Genomic DNA, 20,064 nt, shown 5'->3' with positions numbered 1-20,064 from the left:
CGCTACACGTCGAGGAAGCGGACGTCCTTGGCGTTGCGGGTGATGAACGAGCGCCGGGCTTCGACGTCCTCGCCCATCAGCACGCTGAACAGCTCGTCCGCCGCGGCGGCGTCGTCCAGCGTGACCTGCAGCAGCAGCCGGCGGGCCGGGTCCATGGTGGTCTCCCACAGCTCTTCGGCGTTCATCTCGCCGAGACCCTTGTACCGCTGGATCGCGTCGTCCTTCGGCAGCTTGCGGCCGGCTTCGGCGCCGGCGGCGATCAGGCCGTCGCGCTCCTTGTCCGAGTACGCGTACTCCGGCTCCGACCGCGGCCACTTGATCTTGTAGAGCGGCGGCTGCGCGAGGTAGACGTGGCCGTGCTCGATCAGCGGGCGCATGAACCGGAACAGCAGCGTCAGCAGCAGGGTGCGGATGTGCTGGCCGTCGACGTCGGCGTCGGCCATCAGCACGATCTTGTGGTAGCGCAGCTTCGAGATGTCGAAGTCGTCGTGGATGCCGGTGCCCAGCGCGGTGATCAGCGACTGGACCTCGTTGTTCTTGAGCACCCGGTCGATCCGGGCCTTCTCCACGTTGATGATCTTGCCGCGGATCGGCAGGATCGCCTGGAACCGCGACTCCCGCCCCTCCTTGGCCGACCCGCCAGCGGAGTCACCCTCCACGATGTAGAGCTCGCACTCCTCCGGGTTGGTCGACTGGCAGTCCTTGAGCTTGCCGGGCAGGCCGCCGATCTCCAGCGCGCCCTTGCGGCGCACCAGGTCGCGGGCCCGGCGGGCGGCCATCCGCGCCTGCGCGCTGGACAGCGCCTTGTTGATGATCGTCTTGGCTTCGCTCGGGTTGCGCTCGAACCAGTCGGACAGCCACTCGTTGGTCTTGGACTGGACGAACGACTTGGCCTCGCTGTTGCCCAGCTTGGTCTTGGTCTGGCCCTCGAACTGCGGCTCGGCCAGCTTGATCGAGATGATCGCGGTGAGGCCCTCGCGCACGTCGTCGCCGGAGAGGTTCTCGTCCTTCTCCTTGAGGAGTTTCTTGTCCCGCGCGTAGGCGTTGACCACCCGGGTCAGCGCGGCGCGGAAGCCCTCCTCGTGGGTGCCGCCCTCGTGGGTGTTGATGGTGTTGGCGAAGGTGTGCACCGAGGGCGTGAACGAGTTGTTCCACTGCATCGCGACCTCGACTTCGAGGCCCTCGCCCTTGGCCTCGAAGCAGATGATGCTCGAGTGGATCGGGTCCTTCGAGCCGTTGATGTGCTTGACGAAGTCCTCGAGCCCGCCCGGGTAGTGGTAGACGCGCTCCTTGACCCGCGCCTGCTTGCCGTCGGCGTCGGCCTCGGTCTCCGCCTCGGTGACCCGCTCGTCGCGCAACGTGATGCTCAGGCCCTTGTTCAGGAAGGCCATCTCCTGCAGGCGGCGCGAGACCGTCTCCGTGTTGTACGTGGTGGTCTCGAAGATGTCCGGGTCGGCCCAGAACGTGGTGCAGGTGCCGGTGCCCTCGGCGGGGCCGGCCTCCTGCAGCGGACCGGGCTTGGAGTGGTCGAAGTGCTGGCGCCACTTCTTGCCGTCGCGGGAGACCTCGACGTCGAGCGCCTTGGACAGGGCGTTCACGACGGAGACGCCGACGCCGTGGAGGCCGCCGGAGACCGCGTAGCTCTCGCTGTCGAACTTGCCCCCGGCGTGCAGCACGGTGTGCACGATCTCCAGGGTCGACTTCTTGTGGACCGGGTGCTCCTCGACCGGGATGCCGCGGCCGTCGTCGACGACGCGGACGCCGCCGTCGGCCAGGAGCGTGACCTCGACCTTCGTCGCGTAACCGGCCATGGCCTCGTCGACCGAGTTGTCCACGACCTCCCAGATCAGGTGGTGCAGGCCGCGTTCACCGGTGGAACCGATGTACATGCCGGGTCGCTTGCGGACCGCCTCGAGACCCTCGAGCACCGTGATGGAGGACGCGTTGTAGTCGTTCTGCTGAGCTGCCACGAGCCTGCTTTCTCCTCAGTCTTGCCCAAGGGGCTCCCCACTCGTGTTTATTCTACTTGGCCAGCTCCGCTGACATGCCGCAAGGACACCCCTGATTTCGTCACAGAGGCCCGAACGCGAGCGAGGACGGGTCCGGCGCTATCCGGCCGGGGTCGAGCCGCGATATGACGCGCTCAGTCACCCATAGGTGTCGCGCGGCCCGCGACCGGGCACGTGCCGCGGGCCCTTCCGCCAGCTCGGGGCGGTCGGACCGTGGATGCGCATCCGCTTGACCACGCCGTGACCGACCTTGGCCGCGATCTTGGCGATGAGCTGGCCCTGGAGCAGGCGCAGCTGCGTGGCCCAGGCGGTCGAGTCGGCGCGGACGGTGAGTTCGCCGTCCTTCAACGTCACCGGCTGGGCGTGCTCGGCGACGTCCTCGCCGACCAGGCGAGCCCACTCGCCGAAGACGCGGCTGCTGGTCACGCGCTCCTGCCAGCCCCGCTCGGACACCAGCCTGCCGACGAGCCTGCCGAGCGGCTGCGGGTCGCGGGCGTCCGGGCCCGGCCCCGACCAGCGGCGGCGGCGCGGGTTCTGGCCGCTCAGCTCGAACTTGCGACGGCCCGGCTCGGTGCCCCGGGCGTCGGCCTTGGCGCGAGCGGCGGCCAGGGCGGAGCGGACCAGATCACGTCCGGTAGTGTTCCCGTTCGGCCCAGCCGGGCCATCACCGTCCGTATCTGATCCACTCTTCTGGGGAGTTTGCGCCGCTTCTGACGCGGTTGAAGATCGCTCGTTCGGCCGCTTGGTCACGCGCGGCGATAACGCGTTCACCGTGTTATCCACACTATCCACAGAGTTGTCCCCAGATCGGTGGGTAACTCCTGTGGTCCCGGTCACTCGCCGTTGCTCATCAGGCACGCTTCACCTCCCCGTCGGCGACGGTGAACCGGACCCCGGCCAGTTCCCCGGGCACGTCCTCGTCCACCGCCGCGGTGACCAGCACCTGTTCGGCACCGGCGGCCACCTCGGCCAGCCGCGACCGGCGCCGCCGGTCGAGCTCGGCGAAGACGTCGTCGAGCAGGAGCACCGGTTCCCCCGCTTCCCGCCGCAGCAGCTCGTAGGACGCCAGCCGCAGCGCGAGGGCGAACGACCAGGATTCCCCATGGCTCGCGTAGCCCTTCGCGGGGGCCTCCCCCAGGATGATTTCCAGCTCGTCGCGGTGCGGGCCGACCAGGCTGATCCCTCGTTCCAGCTCCTGCTGCCGCACCTGCGCCATCGCCTCGACGAGGATACCGGTCAGCACCTCCGGCTCGGCGCGTTTCCCGTCCGGCACCCCGTACCCCTCGGGCAGGGCCGCGCCCAGGCTCGACCGGTAGGAGATCGTCGCCGGCCGCGAGTCGGGCGCCACCCCGGCGTAGGCCGCGGTGGTGTGCGGACCGAGGTCGGCGACCAGGTCGAGACGCGCGGCGAGCAGCTGGGCGCCGACCACCGAGAGGTGGTTGTCCCACACCTCGAGCGTCGACAGCGCGTACGGGTCGTCGCGCGCGGCACCTTTCTTCTTGCCCGCCGTCTTCAACAGCGCGTTGCGCTGCTTGAGGATCCGCTCGTAGTCGGCGCGCACCCCCGCGTACCGGGGCGCGCGCTGCACCAGCAGGTCGTCCATGAACCGGCGGCGCTCGCCCGGGTCGCCGCGCACCAGCGCCAGGTCCTCCGGGGAGAACAAGACGGTGCGCAGGATCCCGAGGATGTCGCGCGGCTTGCCGACCGCGCCGCGGTTGACCCGGGCGCGGTTCGCCCGGCCGGGGTTGATCTCCAGCTCGACGGTCAGCTCGCGGTCCTCGTTGACCACGGCCGCCCGCACGAGTGCCCGCTCACAACCGTGCCGCACCAGCGGGGCGTCGGTCGCGACCCGGTGTGACCCGAGGGTCGCCAGGTAACCGATCGCCTCCAGCAGGTTGGTCTTCCCGCGGCCGTTCTGGCCGACGAGCACCGTCGGACCGGGTGTGAGCGGCAGGTCCGCGTGCTCCCAGGAACGGAAGTCGGTGACCTGCAGATGCCGTACGTGCACGGCGCAGTGCCTACTCGCCGACCTTCTTCACGGCGTGACCGCCGAACTGGTTGCGCAGCGCGGCGACCGCCCGCATCGCGGACGAGTCCTTCCGCCGCGAGGCGAACCGCGCGAACAGGGCGGCCGAGATGACCGGCGCCGGCACCGCGTGGTTGATGGCCTCCTCCAGGGTCCAGCGGCCCTCGCCGGAGTCCTCGACGTAACCCTCGAGGTCGTCCAGCTCGGGGTCCTCGTCCAGGGCGCGCACCAGCAGGTCGAGCAGCCAGGACCGGACGACGGTGCCGCGCTGCCAGCCCTTGATCACGGCCGGCACGTCCTCGACCACCTTCGCGGCTTCGAGCAGCTCGAAGCCCTCGGCGTAGGCCTGCATCAGGCCGTACTCGATGCCGTTGTGGATCATCTTCGCGTAGTGACCGGCGCCGACCGAGCCGGCGTGCGAGAAGCCCTCCTCGCGGGGACCGTCCGGGCGCAGCGCGTCGAAGATCGGCATGGCGCGCTCGACGAGCGCCTTGTCACCGCCGACCATCAGGCCGTAGCCGTTCTCCTTGCCCCACACGCCACCGGAGACACCGCAGTCGAGGTAGCCGATGCCCTTCGCGGACAGCACCTCGGCGTTGTGCTTGTCGTCGGTGAACCGGGAGTTGCCGCCGTCGATCACCAGATCGCCCTCGGCGAGCAGCTCGCCGAGCTCGGCCACCGTCTCGCGGGTCGGCCCGCCCGCCGGGACCATCACCCAGACGATGCGCGTCGCGTCCAGTTTGGACACCATGTCGGCGAGCGAGGTCGAGTCCGAGACCGCCTGGTTGCGGTCGTAGCCGACCACCTCGTGCCCGGCGGCGCGCAGCCGCTCGCGCATGTTGAAGCCCATCCGGCCGAGGCCGACCAGTCCCAGCTGAACCATGGAACTCCCCTTCGTGCTTTCTCCGTCGCGGTCAGCCGGGTAGGCGGACCGGCATCAGTAGATAGAGGTAACCAGGAACGACCTGGCCCTGCTCGTCGGCCGGCTTGATCAAAGCCGGACGGTTCGGGGTGGTGAAGGTCAGCTCGGCCCGGTCGTGGTGCAGCGCGCCCAGGCCGTCGACGAGGTAGCCCGGGTTGAACGCGATCGTGACCGGCTCGCCTTCGTACTCCACCGGCAGCTCCTCTTCGGCGCTGCCCTCGTCGTCACCGCCGGCCGACAGGCGCAGCGAGTTGTCCCCGAACTCCAGCCGGACCTGGGTACCCCGCTCGGCCACCAGCGACACGCGTTTGATCGCCTCGGAGAGCGGGGACACCTCGATCACCGCGCGGGAGGAGTGCTGGTTCGGGAGGAGCTGCCGGTATGGCGGGAACTCGGCGTCGAGCAGCCGGGTGGTCGTGTAGCGGCCGTTGCCGGACAGGCCGAGCAGGCCCTCGCCGCTGGCGAGCCCGACCGAGACCTTGTTGCCCGCGGTGCCGAGCGACTTGGCCGCCTCGGCGAGGGTGCGCGCCGGGACCAGGACCGCGGCGTCGGCCAGTCCCTCGACCGGTTCCCACGCGAACTCGCGCATCGCCAGGCGGAAGCGGTCGGTGGCCACGAGGGTGAGCGAGTTGCCGGAGATCTCCAGCCGCATGCCGGTCAGCATCGGCAGGGTGTCGTCCTTGCCGGCCGCGACGGCGACCTGGGTGACGGCCTGGCCGAACGCCTCACCGGCGACCTCACCGGCGAACGTCGGCTGGGCCGGGAGCTGCGGGTAGTCCTCGACGGGCATGGTCGGCAGGCTGAACCGGGCGCTGCCGCAGGTGATGGAGGCGCGGGAGCCGTCGACGGAGATCTCGACCGGCTGGGCCGGGAGCGCCTTGGTGATGTCGGCGAGTAGCCGCCCGGACACCAGGAGGCGTCCCCCGTCGGCGATCGTCGCCGGGACGCCGACCGTCGCCGACACCTCGTAGTCGAAGCCGGAGACGGTGAGGGCGTCGGTCGAGCCGTCCGATCCGGCGTCGAGCAGCACCCCGCCCAGGACCGGGACCGGTGGCCTCGACGGCAGGCTGCGTGCCACCCACGCGACGGCGTCCGCGAGCCCGTCGCGCTCGACGCGGATCTTCATGTGCCCATCCTTTCGACAGCCGAGCCCCTCATCGCGGCCCGAGAAGATCGACAAACGTCCCCGGGCAGGCCTCGAGCAGCGCGCTGACCAGGGATCTCACAGTGTGGTGTGGCCCGGTGCCGATGTCGCCAACGACGAGCGGGCTGGGTGTGGATACCCACGTTAGAACGTGAGCGGCACCGCCGTCACTCGGGGCACGCCATCGACTTGTCGACAAGACGATCTCGTCCGGAGCTCTGTCCCCATGTCCACAGCCCCCTGTTTTTCTCCGAAGGACTTCTTGAGAAAAAACCAAGGGCAGTGACAGTAATAGGGGCTGTGGATTCTGGGGACTACTGCCGTTGTCGCAGGTCCGCTCGCGCGGCGGGGTGTGGACAGCTGTGGAGTACTTCCGGTGGACAACTCGGGCGGTCCGTGGACAACTTCGGGCGCTCCCCAGATGATCCACAGTTGTCCCCAGCTGTCCACAGAACTGTCCCCAGTTGTGGGGATGTTCGTCCCCATGGCCGCGCACAGACGCGGTCGCCGCAGAACCCACCCAGTGGGTGACCGGGGTCGCGGCGATCGATGCGTTCTCGTTACGGGGATCACAGATTCCGCGTCGCAGCGCGGCCCGCCGCGGCCGCACTCGCTGTCACACAAGCGATTCCGGCCCACGCGACGAACGGCAGCCGCTCGCCGAGCACGAGCGCGCCGGCCACTCCGGCCACCGCCGCTTCGAGGCTCTCCAGCACCGCGACCGTGCGCGCTGGAACCCGGCGCAGTGCGGCGAGGTCGAGCGAGTACGGGATCACGGCCGACAGCACCGCGACGCCGAAACCGGCCAGCAGCAAGGAAGGTCGCCACACCGGGGCGGTCACGCCGAAGGGCAGCGCGAGGACCGCGGCCACCGTCACGGCGAACGCGAGCATCGATCCATCCGGGACACTCGCGCCGACTTTCCGGCTCAGCACCAGGTATCCGCCCATCGACGCGGCGGACAGCAGAGCGAACGCCACACCCGCCGCCGGAAGTGTCGTCCCGGACGGCGAATGGAACAGCCACACCCCGAAGGCGGCGACGAGCGCGAAGCCGACATCGCGCGCGCGGCGTGCCGTCGCCACCGCGACCGTCAGCGGACCGAGCAACTGCAAGGCGCTCGCCACACCCATCGGCAGGAAACCCAGCGCGGGGTAGATCAGGTTCATCCCGGCGATCGCGGCGCCGAAACCCAGCACCGGCGGCAGGTTCCGCCACGACGGCAACGCCGGACGGTGGATCGCGAGCAGGACGATCGCGGCGAAGACGAGCCGCAGCACGACCACCCCGCCCGGACCGGCCGCGGCGAAGAGCTGTTTGCCGAACGCCTGTCCGGTCTGCACGCTCACGACGCTGCCGAGGACGAGAAGTGCGGCTCCCATGCCGTCGAGTCTTGGCGCGGAACCGGTGCAGATCCATCGAGACTTCGTGCACGTGACTCTTTAGCCTCGGCTACATGATCGACCTCCGGCGCCTGAGCGTCCTCCGCGTCCTCGCCGAGCACGGCACCGTCACGGCTGCGGCGGACGCGCTGCACCTGACCCCCTCGGCGGTCTCACAACAACTCCGGTTGCTCGCCAAGGAAGTCGGCGTCGAACTGCTGCGCCGCGAGGGACGCCGCGTCCGGTTGACCCCCGCCGCGGTGGTGCTGCTCGAGCACGCGGATTCGCTGTTCGCGCAATGGGAACGGGCGCGCGCCGACCTGACCGCCGGCGAAGAGGTCGGCGCCGTGAGGCTGTGCGGTGTCTCCTCCGCGGTCGCCGCGTTGCTGGGGCCGGCGGTCACGCGGCTGCGCGTGGAGCACCCGCGGCTGACGGCGCGCGTAATAGAAGAGGAGAGCGCCGATTGCTACGAGCTGCTGCTCGCCGAAGCGGCCGACCTCGCCGTCGTGCTGCCCACGCCCGAAGCGCCGCCCGTCGACGACCCGCGCTTCACGCAGTGGCCGCTCCTCGACGACCCGCAGGATCTCCTTGTCCCGGCGGGACATCCGCTGACGCGGCAGGACGCGGTCGAACTCGCCGACGCCGCCCGGGAGCCGTGGATCGTCAAGCCGCGTCACAACGACACGTACCCACTTCTGCAAGTCGCCTGCGCCGCCGCCGGATTCACGCCGCGGATCGCGCACGAGGCCAAGGAGTGGTTCGCGGTGTCCGCGCTCGTCGCCGCCGGGCTCGGCGTGTGCCTCGTGCCGCGGCTCGCTCCCCTGCCGCCGCAGCACGACGTGGTGCGCATTCCCTTGCACGGCAACCCGCGTCCGTCGCGGCGCTTCGTCGGCTGCGTCCGTCGCGGCAGCGAAGAGCAGTGGCCGATCGCGCGCGCGATCGCGGCGGTCGAAGCGGAGTGCGCGGCGCGGGCTACTGGCGGGCGCGCTGTTTGATGCGCGCGGTGAGTTCCTGGACCTGGTCGTAGATCCGCCGCCGCTCGGCCATCTCCTTGCGGATCTTCTTGTCCGCGTGCATGACCGTCGTGTGGTCGCGGCCGCCGAACGTCTGCCCGATCTTCGGCAGCGACATGTCCGTCAGCTCGCGGCACAGGTACATCGCGATCTGCCGCGCCGTGGCAAGGGCTTTCGTCTTGCCGGGGCCGCACAGGTCGTCGACCGTCACGTCGAAGAACTCGGCCGTGGTCGCCATGATCGTCGGCGCGCTGATCTCCGGCGCCTGCGAGTCCGGGATCAGGTCGCGCAGCACGATCTCCGCGAGACTGACGTCCACCGGCTGCTGGTTCAGCGAGGCGAACGCGGTGACGCGGATGAGCGCGCCTTCGAGCTCCCGGATGTTCGCCTCGACGCGCGAGGCGATGAATTCGAGCACGTCACCCGGCACGGCCAGCCGGTCCTGCGCCGCCTTCTTGCGGAGGATCGCGATGCGCGTCTCCAGCTCGGGCGGCTGGATGTCGGTGATCAGGCCCCACTCGAACCGCGTGCGCAGCCGGTCCTCCAGGGTTTCCAGCCGCTTCGGCGGCCGGTCCGAGGACACCACGATCTGCTTGTTCGAGTTGTGCAGCGTGTTGAAGGTGTGGAAGAACTCCTCCTGAGTACCTTCCTTGCCCTCCAGGAACTGGATGTCGTCGACGAGCAGGATGTCGATGTCCCGGTAGCGCCGCTGGAACGCCACCTTCCGGTCGTCGCGCAGCGAGTTGATGAAGTCGTTGGTGAACTCTTCGGTCGAGACGTAGCGCACGCGCATGCCCGGGAACAGCCGCTGCGCGTAGTGGCCGACGGCGTGCAGCAGGTGCGTCTTGCCCAGCCCCGACTCGCCCCAGATGAACAGCGGGTTGTACGCGCGGGACGGTGCTTCGGCGACGGCGAACGCGGCCGCGTGCGCGAAGCGGTTGGACGCGCCGATGACGAAGGTGTCGAACGTGTACTTCTCGTTGAGCCGCGTCTTCGACGTCTCCGGCTGGGCCGGGGCGGTGTAGGGCTGGCCGGCGCTCGGCTGGCCGGAGAACATCGGCCAGATCTCGTGCGCCGCGGCCAGTGCCTCGCCCTCTTCGTCGACTTCCTCGTCACCGTCGTCCTCGGGCAGGACGGGCTTCACGGGTTCCGGGGGGTGGGAGCGCACCCGGCGCAGCGGCGGCAGCATGCCGTCGTCGAGCGGTGGCATCTTCGGCGGCATCACCGGCACCTCGGTGGCGGCGACAGGCGCCGTTTCCACCCGGGCGGGTGACGGGTACGGGGCCGGCGGTGGCGGCGGCGGGCTGACTTCGGCGGTGTCGACTTTCACCGCCAGCGAGACGGGGCGGCCGAGGCGGCGCGACAGCGCGTGCGTGATCGGGTCCCGCAGGGCGCGCTCGATCGCTTCCTTGGCGAAGTCACTCGGAGCGGCGAGCAGGGCCGTGCCGTCGAGCAGGCCGATCGGGCGGGTGACTCGCATCCAGGCCCGCTGCTGCGGCGACAGAGTGCCGTCCGACAGCTCCCGGACCACCTGGTCCCAGACCACGCCCAGATTCAACTGGTGCTCGGACACCTACTTCGTCCCCTCCCCTCGTCACCCCAGAAGACCCCACCGACCTGCGGATAATCACCGAGGCGGGCGGCCGGCTCACCCCGTCGAGCGGTATCGCGCGGGCCCCCTGGTCACCGCGCGCAGCAAGTATCCACAGAGTTGTCCACAACTGTGTACTAATGTACGGCGGCCCGCAGTCACTCCACCTGCGGGTGCGAACCTACGCCAGCCAGAGCCTCCACACCTTCCGACGGCGGCGCCGAGCACCTCGAACGGGTGACTCAAGAGGAGACACGCTAACAAAGGCCCGTGCCGTCCCACAAGGCACCGTGGGGGCCAGGATTCCATGCTTCACGCCGCGTCGCCACTCGGTCCCCCCGAGTGGTTCCGGGGGCCGGTTGCCGGGCCCTCGAGCGGGGTGCGTACTCTCGATAGGTCTCCCGCGCGCGACGGGTTTGTTCGCATGCGCGCGATTCGAGACACCCCCGAGCTGATCGGTGGCTCCAGCTTGCCGCCGAGTATGTCGAGACCAGGAGTAAGCAGTGAGCAAGGGTAAGCGCACCTTCCAGCCGAACAACCGTCGACGCGCCCGGACCCATGGCTTCCGGCTGCGGATGCGTACCCGTGCCGGTCGCGCCATCCTGTCGGCCCGCCGTCGCAAGGGCCGCGAGAAGCTGTCCGCCTGATAGCGCCGCTTCGAGGCGCGTCGTGCTGCCCCGTGCCGCCCGGTTGCGGCGCAGTGAGGACTTCCGCGAGGTCATGCGCAGGGGTGCTCGGGCAGGTCGGCGTCGCCTCGTGGTGCACGCGGTGCAGTCCACCGACCCGTCCGCGGGAACGCCGCGGGCGGGTTTTGTGGTGAGCAAGGCCGTGGGCAACTCGGTGGTGCGCCACCGAGTGACCCGGCGCCTGCGGCATCTCGTCCTGCAGCGCCTCGGAACCGTGCCGCCCGGCAGTTCGTTGGTCGTGAGGGCCCTGCCGCCGGCGGCCACCGCGTCCAGCGCCGAACTCGGCGCCGATCTGGACGCGGCGCTGAAACGGCTGAGCCTGCTCCCGGGTCGCCCGTCCGACGGCCCGGCGACACGCGGATCGGGAACGGCCGCGGAAACGAGGGGCCACGCCGGTGAATGACGCCACCACCGATGCATCGCAGACGGTCGAGCGCCCCGGGCCGGTCGCCCAGGTCCTGCTGCTCCCGCTGCGGTTCTACCGCCGTTTCATCTCGCCCTACCTCCCGCCGAGCTGCCGCTTCTACCCCAGCTGCAGCACGTACGCGGTCGAGGCCCTGACCCGTTTCGGCGCCGCGAAGGGCAGTTATCTGGCCCTCCGCCGGCTGTTGCGCTGCGGCCCGTGGACGATGCCCGGCCGCGATCCGGTGCCTGAGGTGTTCTCGTGGCGCCACCAGAGACCTGGTTTGTCAACCGAGGAGTAGCTCAGTGCTCGACTTCATCTACTACCCCGTGTCCTTCATCCTGTGGTGTTGGCACAAGGTCTTCGGGTTCGTCTTCGGGGCCGACAACGCGATCACCTGGCTCCTGGCGATCATCTTCCTGACCTTCACGGTTCGCGGCATCATGTTCAAGCCGTTCGTGAACCAGGTCCGGTCGATGAAGAAGATGCAGGAGTTCGCGCCGGAACTGAAGAAAATTCAGAAGAAGTACGCGAACGACCGCCAGCGCCAGGCGATGGAGATGCAGAAGCTCCAGAAGGAGCACGGCGTCAACCCGCTGGGCAGCTGCCTGCCGATGCTGCTGCAGATCCCGGTGTTCATCGGTCTGAACTGGGTGCTGCGTGCGTTCTCCATCCAGCCCGCGGACGGCAGCCCGAAGACGGAGAACTACTTCTTCGACCAGGCGGGCGTCGAGTCCTACGTTCACGCGAAGCTGTTCGGCGTCAACATCGGCGATGCCATCCACAACGCCACCATGCTGGGTGGCCAGGGTGGCGGCTGGCACTGGCACGTCGCGCCGGTCGCGATCCCGCTGATGATCCTCGCGGCGATCCTGACCCACCTGACGGCGCGGCACTCGGCGCAGCGGCAGAACCTGAACCCCGAGTCGATCACGCCGCAGACGCAGATGATGCAGCGGCTGACGATGTACATCTTCCCGCTCGGTGTGCTCGTGTTCGGTGCGTTCTTCCCGATCGGTCTGCTCGTCTACTGGCTGGCGAACAACGGCTGGACCCTGATGCAGCAGCGCCTGGTCTACACGCGGATCGACAAGGAAGAGGCGCAGAAGAAGGCCGAGGCGGCCGAGAAGCGCAACTCGCTGGCGCCGCGCCCGGGTGCGAAGCCGAAGCCGGGCCAGAAGCCGGTCCAGCAGAAGAAGGCGGACGACGAGACGGCGGCCGGTGACGGCAAGGCCGCCGGGCAGAACAAGCCGAGCTCGAAGGCCGGCTCGCCGCACCGCTTCCCGCAGCAGGGGCAACGCCCGCAGAACGGCTCGGCGCAGAAGCGCAAGAAGCCGGCGCAGGGCGGCAAGAACTCAGGACAGAAGGGCTCGGGGCAGAAGCGCCGCTGAGCGCTGGAGCCCGGTGAAAGGAGATGACGATGGCGGAGACGGTCGAAGCGATCGACGCTGACGACGAGGCGCCCGCTGCGGAGGCGACGGGGTCGTCGACGGAGGACTTGCTGGTTCGCGAGGGCGACATCGCGGGCGACTACCTGGAGCGGCTGCTGGACCTGCTCGACTACGACGGGGACATCGACCTCGACGTGGAAAGCGGTCGCGCGATCGTGAGCATCGACGGCGGCGACGACCTGGAGAAGCTGGTCGGTGGGCGCGGCCAGGTGCTCGAGGCGCTGCAGGAACTGACGCGGCTGGCGGTGCAGCAGGAGACCGGCACCCGGAGCCGGCTGATGCTCGACATCGCGGGCTGGCGGGCCGGCCGACGTGCCGAGCTGACCGAGCTGGGCCGCACGACGGCCGAGACGGTCAAGGCGACCGGCGAGAAGGTACGACTGCAGCCGATGAGCCCGTTCGAGCGCAAGGTCGTGCACGACGCGGTGGCGGCCGTGGGAGGCGTCAAGAGCGAAAGCGAGGGCGAAGAACCCAAGCGGCGCGTGGTGGTGATGCCGGACGCGTAAGCGATCCGGTCGAGGAGGCGGTCCACTTCGGTGGGCCGCCTTTTTCTATGCGCTGCGGTCGGGAGAGCGATGTGGCGGTTGTGGGGTGGCGGTGAGGTGAGGCGGGTGGTGATGCCCGAGGCGTGAGGGTTGCGGCCGCGAAGTCGGCCCGCCCGGTGACGACTTCTTCTTTGGGCGCTGGCAACGACGGTGGCTCGCGGAGTCGCGCGCGGTGTTGCAGTGCCGGATGCGCAGGCGTCCGGTTGAGGAGGCGGTCCACTTCGGTGGGCCGCCTTTCTCTATGCCCTGCGGTCCGGAGGGCGATGCTGCGGCGGCTGTCGCGGTGGGTGGTGAGGTAGGGCCGCTTGGTGGTGATGCCCGAGGCGTGAGGGTTGCGGCCGCGAAGTCGGCCCGCCCGGTGACGGCTTCTTCTTCGGGCGGCGGCGACGGCCGTAGCTCGCGGCGTGGCGCGGTGTTGTAGTGCGCAGCCGTTTAGTTGAGGAGGTGGCCCACTTTGGGTGGGCCGCCTTTTTCTTTGCCCCGCGGTCGGGAGGCTCGCGGCAGCGGCGGCGGTCGCGGTGGGTGGTGAGACGAGGCCGCGGCTGGTGATGCCGAGGTGCGACCGTTGCGGCCGAGAAGTCGGCCCGCTCGGCGACGGCTTCTTCTTCGGCGCTCGCGACGACCGTGGGGCGGGGAGCGGCGCGCAGTGTTGTAGCTCCGGATGGATTGGCGTTTGGTTGAGGTGACCCACTTCGGTGGAGCCGCTCGGGTGGCGATGCCCGAGGCGTGAGGGTTGCGTCCGGTGAAGCTGGCTCACCTCGTTGGACCCCCTCGCCGGACGGCGCGGCGGTGGCGAGTCGCGCGCGGTCTCGGCCTCCGGCCTGCCGGCGGGTGGCGCAGGATGTTTCACGTGGAACCGTCGCTGCGGGTGGGGGCAGTTTCACGTGAAACCGTCCACAGTTGTGGTCTGCCTCCCCGTGTTGATGTTCTCGTCGTGGAGAATTGGGGGCGTTGTCGTTTCACGTGGAACCCGAGGAGTGGCGAGTGGTGCCGGTGCCCGAGGTGGCGGGGCGAGTGTTCGGGGACGGGCTGGGGCAGGCCGTCCAGTTCGCGGAGATGCTCGAGCGGTACGGGGTCCAACGCGGGCTCATCGGGCCGCGGGAGGTTGAGCGGCTCTGGGATCGGCACCTGCTGAACTCGGCCGTCATCGGGGAACAGATCGGCGACGGCGTGCGAGTCATCGACGTTGGCTCCGGGGCTGGCTTTCCTGGGGTGCCGCTCGCGATCGCCCGGCCGGATCTCGACCTCGTTCTCGTTGAGCCGATGGCGAGGCGGGCCGACTGGTTGAACGAAGTCGCCGAGAGCATCAAGCTGGACGTCACCGTCGTGCGTGGGCGGGCCGAAGAGAAGGCGCTGCGGGAGCGTGTCGGCGCGGCTGATGTGGTCACCTCGCGTGCCGTGGCTCCCCTCGCGCGTTTGGCGGGCTGGTGCCTCCCCCTCGTCCGGGAGGGTGGCATGATGCTCGCAGTCAAGGGAGCTAGCGCCCGGGACGAAGTTGCCCGTGATGCGAAGGCGGTTGCCCGCGTCGGTGGGGGTGCTCCAACGGTCTCTGAGTGCGGGGTCGGCGTGCTCGAAACGCCGACGACCGTGGTGCGGGTGGAGCGCGTACGAAGTGCCCGTCGCCCGCGCCGTGCGGGATGACAGGATGGCTTGGAAAGGCCAGATCAGCATGATGCGACCCATGTTCCACGTGAAACCAACAGCGTCGATTGCGGAAAGGTGGCTCGGCCGGTGACCCCGCCTGCGTCAGACTGGACCCCCATTGCCGAAGAGGCCGAGCGCGCCGCCCGCGTGCTGCACCCCGACCCCAACTCCCTCCCCCGGCCCGATCAGCGCCGCGTCCTGACCGTCGCCAACCAGAAGGGCGGCGTCGGCAAGACGACCAGCGCCGTCAACCTCGCCGCGGCCCTCGCGGTGCACGGCCTCAAGACCCTCGTCATCGACCTCGACCCGCAGGGCAACGCCAGCACTGCGCTCAACGTGGACCACCGCTCCGGCACCCCCTCCATCTACGACGTCCTCCTCGGCGACCTCCCCCTCGGCGAAGCGATGGCCGTCAGCGAGCAGTCCCCCAACCTGTTCTGCGTCCCCGCCACGATCGACCTCGCCGGTGCCGAGATCGAACTCGTCGAGATGCCCTCCCGCGAATCGCGGCTCAAGGAGGCGCTCGCCGGGGACGTGGTCGATCAGCTCGGCATGGACTACGTCTTCATCGACTGCCCGCCCTCGCTCGGCCTCCTCACGGTCAACGCCATGGTCGCCGCCCGCGAGGTGCTCATCCCGATCCAGTGCGAGTACTACGCGCTCGAAGGCCTCGGCCAGCTGCTCAGCAACATCGAGCTGGTGCAGAAGCACCTCAACCCCGCCCTGGCCGTCTCCACGATCCTCCTCACCATGTACGACGGCCGCACCAAGCTGGCCGACCAGGTGACCGCCGAGGTGCGCGACCACTTCGGCGACGTCGTCCTCAAGACCGTCATCCCCCGCAACGTGAAGGTGTCCGAGGCGCCCAGCTACGGGCAGACCGTGCTGGCGTACGACCCGGGCTCGCGGGGAGCGATGAGTTACGTCGACGCCGCACGTGAGCTGGCCGAGCGCGGCAGCAGCAACGGATCGAGGAGGGGCACGTTATGACCGAACGCAGGGGTGGCCTGGGGCGCGGCCTGGCCGCGCTGATCCCGACCGGACCGCCCGCCGGCGAGAACACCCCCAGCCCGGCCCGTCCCGAGACGCCGTCCCGCAACGGCGACAAGGACTGGTTCGCCGCCAACAGCGAGGTCGTCCCCAGCGGCGAGGTGGCCGGTGCCGTCTACCGCGAGATCCCGACCAGCGCGGTCAAGCCCAACCCGAAGCAGCCGCGGCAGGTCTTCGACGAGGACGCGCTCGCCGAGCTGGAGCACTCGATCCGCGAGTTCGGCCTCATGCAGCCGATCGTGGTCCGCGAACTCGGCGGCGGCGAGTACGAGCTCGTCATGGGCGAGCGTCGGCTGCGTGCGTCCCAGCGGGCCGAGCTGGAGAACATCCCAGCCATCGTCCGGCAGACCGCCGACGAGGCGATGCTGCGGGACGCCCTCCTGGAGAACATCCACCGCGTCCAGCTGAACCCGCTCGAAGAGGCGGCCGCCTACCAGCAGCTGCTCGACGAGTTCGAGGTGACGCACGAGGAGCTGGCCTCGCGCATCGGCCGCAGCCGCCCGGTCATCACCAACACCATCCGGCTCCTCAAGCTCCCCCTCCCCGTGCAGCGCCGCGTCGCGGCCGGGGTCCTCTCCGCCGGGCACGCCCGCGCCCTGCTCTCCCTCGAAGACCCCGAGGCGCAGGAGGAGCTGGCGACCCGCATCGTCGCCGAGGGGCTCTCGGTCCGCGCGACCGAAGAGGCGGTGACCCTCAAGAAGAGCGAGGCGCCGGCCAAGCCCAAGGCCGCTCCCCGCAAGCCGATGCAGGCGCCCGGTCTCCAGGATCTGGCGAACCGGCTGTCCGACACCTTCGACACCCGCGTCAAGGTCGACCTCGGCCGCCGCAAGGGACGCATCGTCGTCGAGTTCGGCTCGATCGACGATCTGGAGCGGATCGTATCGATCATGGACCCGAATCGGGCAAATCAGGCCCCGAAAACCGATGAGGAATGACCCCAGGTCGTTTCGTCACGGTGATGATTTGATCTGACAACACCGAGGGCCACCTCCCGCTCGGGAAGGTGGCCCTCAGTGGTTTCCGGAAGCGCCTCAGGCGGATCGGCGGATCGCCCGCGCGACGAGATCGGCGAACACCGCCCCGAGCGACGTGCCCGCGGTCTCGATCGCCATCGGCACGGTCGACGTCTCGGTGAGCCCCGGCGAGGAGTTCACTTCGAGGAACTGGACCGTGCCGTCGGCGGCCACGATCGCGTCGGTCCGCGAGATGTCCCGCAGCCCGAGCAGCTTGTGCGCGGCCACGGCCAGCTCGCCGACCGCCTTCGCGGACTCCTCCGGCAGCCGCGCCGGGGCGAAGAAGTCGGTCAGTCCGGCCGTGTAGCGCGAGGTGTAGTCGTAGACACCGCTCTCCGGCACGATCTCCACCGCGGGCAGCGCCTCCGGCTCGCCGTCCCGCTGGACGACCCCCACCGCGACCTCGACGCCCTCGATCAGCCGCTCGGCCAGCACGGTGTCGCCGTAGGCGAAGCACCCGACCATCGCGGCCGGCAGCTCGGCGGCGTCCCGCACGACCTGGGCGCCGAGCGCGGAGCCACCCTGGTCGGGCTTGAGGATCAGCGGCAGGCCCAGGTGGTCGACGATCGCGTCCAGCACGCCCTGCGCGCCCAGCTCGCGGAACGTGCTGTGCGGCAGCACGACCCAGTCCGGCGTCGCGTACCCGGCGGCGGACAGCACGGCCTTCGCGGTCGGCTTGTCCCACGCCCGGCGGCACCCGTGCGAGCTGGTGCCCACGTACGGCACCCGCAGCATCTCCAGGACGGTCTGCACCGACCCGTTCTCCCCCTGACCACCGTGCAGCGCCACGACGGCCGCGTCGGGCCGCTCGGACCGCAGCCGGTCGAGCAGGCCCGCGTCGGTGTCCCACTCCACGACGGTCAGTCCCTGCTCCCGCAGCGCGGCGGACAGCCTGCGGCCGGACCGCAGCGAGACATCGCGCTCATGCGAAAGCCCGCCCGCGAGAACGGCGACGGTCGGCATAACCACGCCGGCACTCTCCTCAATCAACAGTCTAAATAGGACTCAGCAGCGCGGCGATCAGGCCGTGTCCGGCGCCGGCGTCTCCGGGCCGGGGATCGCGCGCATGCTGACGTTACCGAACGTGCGCACCAGGTCCATTTCGGACTCGAGCACCGCGGCCAGGCGCCGCACGCCCTCCTTGATCCGCTCGGGCGTCGGGTAGCAGTACGACAACCGCATCTGCCTGCTGCCGAAACCGTCGGCGTAGAAACCGGTCCCGGACGCGTACGCGACCCGGGCCGTGACGGCGCGCGGCAGCATCGCCTTGGTGTCGACACCCTCCGGCACCGTCACCCACACGTAGAACCCGCCGTCCGGGTTCGTCCAGCTGCAGCCGGCCGGCAGGTGCTGCTCCAGGGCGGACAGCATCGCGTCCCGCCGCTCCCGGTAGTTCTCGCGGAAGGTCTTGATCTGGCCCTGCCAGTCGTGCGTGGCGAGGTATCGCGACACGATCAGCTGGTTGAACGTCGGCGGGCACAGCGTGGCCGACTCGGCCGCCAGCACCAGCTTCTCCCGCACCGCGTGCGGCGCCAGGACCCAGCCCACCCGCAGGCCGGAGGCGAACGTCTTGGAGAACGAGCCCAGGTACACGACGTTGTCCGGGTCCAGCGACCGCAGCGCCGGGTAGGTCTGGCCGTCGAAGCCGAGCAGCCCGTACGGGTTGTCCTCGACCACCAGCACGCCGTGGGCCCGGCAGATCGCGAGGATCTCGGCCCGCCGCTCGACCGCCAGCGTGACGCCGGCCGGGTTGTGGAAGTTCGGGATCGTGTACAGGAACTTGACCCGCTGGCCGGCCTTCTCGGCCTGCGCGAGGGCCTCCCGCAGCGCCTCCGGCACCAGCCCCTGGTCGTCCATCACGACGTGCACGACCTTGGCCTGGTAGGCGGCGAACGAGCCGAGCGCGCCCACGTAGGAGGGGCCCTCGGCCAGCACGATGTCGCCCGGGTCGCAGAACAGCCGGGTGACCATGTCCAGGCCCATCTGGGAGCCGACCGTCACCACGATGTCGTCGGAGTGCGCGTTGATGCCCTCCAGCGCCATGACCTCGCAGATCTGCTCGCGCAGCACGGGCACGCCCTGCGCGGAGCCGTACTGCAGGGCGGCCAGGCCGTCCTCCGCGATGATCTCCCCGACCTGCGAGGACAGGCTGTCCAGCGGGAGCGCGGCGAGGTTCGGCATGCCGCCGGCGAGCGAGACCACCTCGGGGCGGCTGGCCACCGCGAAGAGAGCTCGGATCTCCGACGCCGTCATGCCGGCCGTGCGGGCGGCGTAACGGGCGAGGTGGGGATCGAGGTCTCGGCGGCCAGTGTGCTCGGGTGGATTCGCAGTCATCGCACTTCGCTCTGTCGGATGGTCAGTTTCCCGAGTGTAACCACTCGTCCTTGTGATGTTCCCGGCCTTTCGGCGTGGGTCACAGGCGCCTATCCTCGGATGCGGCCGAGCAGGCTGTGGCGATCCGCCACGCCCTGCCTCACCTCAGGCCGGCCGCCGCGAATCCGGGGAGGGGATCAGGTGTCGCGTCGAGTCGTGGGCGTCACCCTCGACAACCTGGAACACCTGCCCAAGAACTGCCGCCGGTGCGTGTACTGGGAGCTCGCGCCGCACCTGCGCGCGCAGGCGGAGGAGTTCGGCCAGACCGAGGTCGAAAAGGAGGCCTGGGTCTCCTCGGTGCTGCTGGAGTGGGGCTCCTGCGGCCGGATCATCTACAGCGACTCGCTGCCCGTCGGGTTCGTGCTGTACGCGCCGCCGAACCTGGTGCCGCGCTCGGTCGCGTTCCCCACGTCGCCGCCCAGCGCGGACGCGGTGCTGCTGACGAGCTTCCAGGTGCTGCCGGAGTTCCGCGGCGGCGGGCTGGGTCGCACGCTCGTCCAGGCGGTCGCCAAGGACATGACGCGCCGCGGGGTGCGGGCGATCGAGGCCTTCGGCGACGCGAGCCCGGACGACGCCGACAACGAGCTGCTCGGGCACACCTGTGTGGTGCCCGCCGACTTCCTCACCGCGGTCGGGTTCAAGACCGTGCGGCCGCACCCGAAGTGGCCCCGGCTGCGCCTGGAGATCCGCTCGGCGCTGTCCTGGAAGGAAGACGTCGAAGCGGCCCTCGAACGGCTCCTGGGCCAGGTGACCATCACGACCGCGGAGCCGAGTACCGCGCGCGCTTGAGCCGAGTTATCCACAGAAACCGT

Annotated in this window: 19 protein-coding genes; 10 read left to right on the top strand and 9 right to left on the bottom strand. The window is 69.9% G+C overall.

Annotated features, from left to right (window positions below; translation table 11 throughout):
- Positions 1 to 2: 2 nt before the first annotated feature.
- The 6 genes from gyrB to L1857_RS02315 form a co-directional block, all read right to left on the bottom strand.
- Positions 3 to 1,970 carry a DNA topoisomerase (ATP-hydrolyzing) subunit B gene (gene gyrB / locus L1857_RS02340; RefSeq protein WP_094003328.1) on the bottom strand — a complete coding sequence of 656 codons (1,968 nt, stop codon included), beginning with the start codon at positions 1,968 to 1,970 and terminating at the stop codon, positions 3 to 5.
- A gap of 177 nt (positions 1,971 to 2,147) precedes the next feature.
- Positions 2,148 to 2,633, bottom strand: a complete 486-nt coding sequence (locus tag L1857_RS02335) for a DciA family protein (RefSeq protein WP_094003370.1) — start codon at positions 2,631 to 2,633, stop codon at positions 2,148 to 2,150.
- A 226-nt stretch (positions 2,634 to 2,859) separates the two neighbouring features.
- A complete protein-coding gene (gene recF, locus L1857_RS02330) occupies positions 2,860 to 4,017 on the bottom strand; it encodes a DNA replication/repair protein RecF (RefSeq protein WP_116110421.1) in 1,158 nt (385 codons plus the stop codon).
- Positions 4,018 to 4,027: 10 nt separating this feature from the next.
- Positions 4,028 to 4,918, bottom strand: a complete 891-nt coding sequence (gnd, locus tag L1857_RS02325) for a phosphogluconate dehydrogenase (NAD(+)-dependent, decarboxylating) (RefSeq protein ID WP_094003326.1) — start codon at positions 4,916 to 4,918, stop codon at positions 4,028 to 4,030.
- A gap of 31 nt (positions 4,919 to 4,949) precedes the next feature.
- The gene (gene dnaN / locus L1857_RS02320; RefSeq protein ID WP_094003325.1) at positions 4,950 to 6,083 is read right to left on the bottom strand and encodes a DNA polymerase III subunit beta; all 1,134 of its coding nucleotides are present in this window, start codon (positions 6,081 to 6,083) and stop codon (positions 4,950 to 4,952) included.
- Positions 6,084 to 6,670: 587 nt separating this feature from the next.
- Positions 6,671 to 7,483: an EamA family transporter gene (locus L1857_RS02315; protein WP_116110420.1), complete on the bottom strand. Its 813-nt coding sequence runs from the start codon at positions 7,481 to 7,483 to the stop codon at positions 6,671 to 6,673.
- A gap of 74 nt (positions 7,484 to 7,557) precedes the next feature.
- Between L1857_RS02315 and L1857_RS02310 the strand changes: the two genes are divergently transcribed.
- Positions 7,558 to 8,478: a LysR family transcriptional regulator gene (locus tag L1857_RS02310; protein ID WP_116110419.1), complete on the top strand. Its 921-nt coding sequence runs from the start codon at positions 7,558 to 7,560 to the stop codon at positions 8,476 to 8,478.
- On the opposite strand, the gene dnaA is transcribed toward L1857_RS02310, so the two are convergent.
- Positions 8,456 to 10,069, bottom strand: a complete 1,614-nt coding sequence (gene dnaA / locus L1857_RS02305) for a chromosomal replication initiator protein DnaA (RefSeq protein WP_094003322.1) — start codon at positions 10,067 to 10,069, stop codon at positions 8,456 to 8,458. The two genes, L1857_RS02310 and dnaA, sit on opposite strands and share 23 nt — an antisense overlap.
- Positions 10,070 to 10,590: 521 nt before the next feature.
- On the opposite strand from dnaA, the gene rpmH reads away from it, so the two are divergent.
- From rpmH to L1857_RS02265, 8 genes are all read left to right on the top strand, one after another.
- Positions 10,591 to 10,734 carry a 50S ribosomal protein L34 gene (gene rpmH / locus L1857_RS02300; RefSeq protein WP_017985946.1) on the top strand — a complete coding sequence of 48 codons (144 nt, stop codon included), beginning with the start codon at positions 10,591 to 10,593 and terminating at the stop codon, positions 10,732 to 10,734.
- Positions 10,735 to 10,756: 22 nt separating this feature from the next.
- Positions 10,757 to 11,176, top strand: a complete 420-nt coding sequence (rnpA, locus tag L1857_RS02295) for a ribonuclease P protein component (protein WP_094003321.1) — start codon at positions 10,757 to 10,759, stop codon at positions 11,174 to 11,176.
- Positions 11,169 to 11,477, top strand: coding sequence for a membrane protein insertion efficiency factor YidD (gene yidD, locus L1857_RS02290; protein WP_094003320.1), 309 nt, complete (start codon positions 11,169 to 11,171; stop codon positions 11,475 to 11,477). Before rnpA ends, yidD begins: the two co-directional genes overlap by 8 nt.
- Positions 11,478 to 11,481: 4 nt before the next feature.
- Positions 11,482 to 12,567, top strand: a complete 1,086-nt coding sequence (gene yidC, locus L1857_RS02285) for a membrane protein insertase YidC (RefSeq protein WP_094003319.1) — start codon at positions 11,482 to 11,484, stop codon at positions 12,565 to 12,567.
- 29 nt (positions 12,568 to 12,596) lie between these two features.
- Positions 12,597 to 13,133, top strand: coding sequence for a Jag family protein (locus tag L1857_RS02280; RefSeq protein ID WP_017985942.1), 537 nt, complete (start codon positions 12,597 to 12,599; stop codon positions 13,131 to 13,133).
- Positions 13,134 to 14,156: 1,023 nt separating this feature from the next.
- Positions 14,157 to 14,813 carry a 16S rRNA (guanine(527)-N(7))-methyltransferase RsmG gene (gene rsmG / locus L1857_RS02275; RefSeq protein WP_116110418.1) on the top strand — a complete coding sequence of 219 codons (657 nt, stop codon included), beginning with the start codon at positions 14,157 to 14,159 and terminating at the stop codon, positions 14,811 to 14,813.
- 90 nt (positions 14,814 to 14,903) lie between these two features.
- A complete protein-coding gene (locus tag L1857_RS02270; RefSeq protein WP_162830490.1) occupies positions 14,904 to 15,806 on the top strand; it encodes a ParA family protein in 903 nt (300 codons plus the stop codon).
- Positions 15,803 to 16,801 (top strand): ParB/RepB/Spo0J family partition protein, encoded by a 999-nt coding sequence (locus L1857_RS02265; protein ID WP_116110417.1) that lies wholly within the window; start codon positions 15,803 to 15,805, stop codon positions 16,799 to 16,801. The genes L1857_RS02270 and L1857_RS02265 overlap by 4 nt, the downstream gene beginning before the upstream one ends.
- Before the next feature lie 96 nt (positions 16,802 to 16,897).
- On the opposite strand, the gene L1857_RS02260 is transcribed toward L1857_RS02265, so the two are convergent.
- A complete protein-coding gene (locus tag L1857_RS02260; protein ID WP_094003315.1) occupies positions 16,898 to 17,848 on the bottom strand; it encodes a D-alanine--D-alanine ligase family protein in 951 nt (316 codons plus the stop codon).
- Between the two features lie 51 nt (positions 17,849 to 17,899).
- A complete protein-coding gene (locus L1857_RS02255) occupies positions 17,900 to 19,213 on the bottom strand; it encodes an aminotransferase-like domain-containing protein (protein ID WP_094003314.1) in 1,314 nt (437 codons plus the stop codon).
- 180 nt (positions 19,214 to 19,393) lie between these two features.
- Between L1857_RS02255 and L1857_RS02250 the strand changes: the two genes are divergently transcribed.
- Positions 19,394 to 20,041, top strand: a complete 648-nt coding sequence (locus tag L1857_RS02250; protein ID WP_027933192.1) for a GNAT family N-acetyltransferase — start codon at positions 19,394 to 19,396, stop codon at positions 20,039 to 20,041.
- The last annotated feature ends 23 nt before the right edge of the window (positions 20,042 to 20,064 follow it).

It is taken from the genome of Amycolatopsis thermalba, assembly GCF_023376025.1.
Classification (GTDB): Bacteria; Actinomycetota; Actinomycetes; order Mycobacteriales; family Pseudonocardiaceae; genus Amycolatopsis_E; species Amycolatopsis_E thermalba.
Note: the sequence above shows the minus strand (reverse complement) of the source record. Positions and strands in the feature narration are given on the sequence as shown.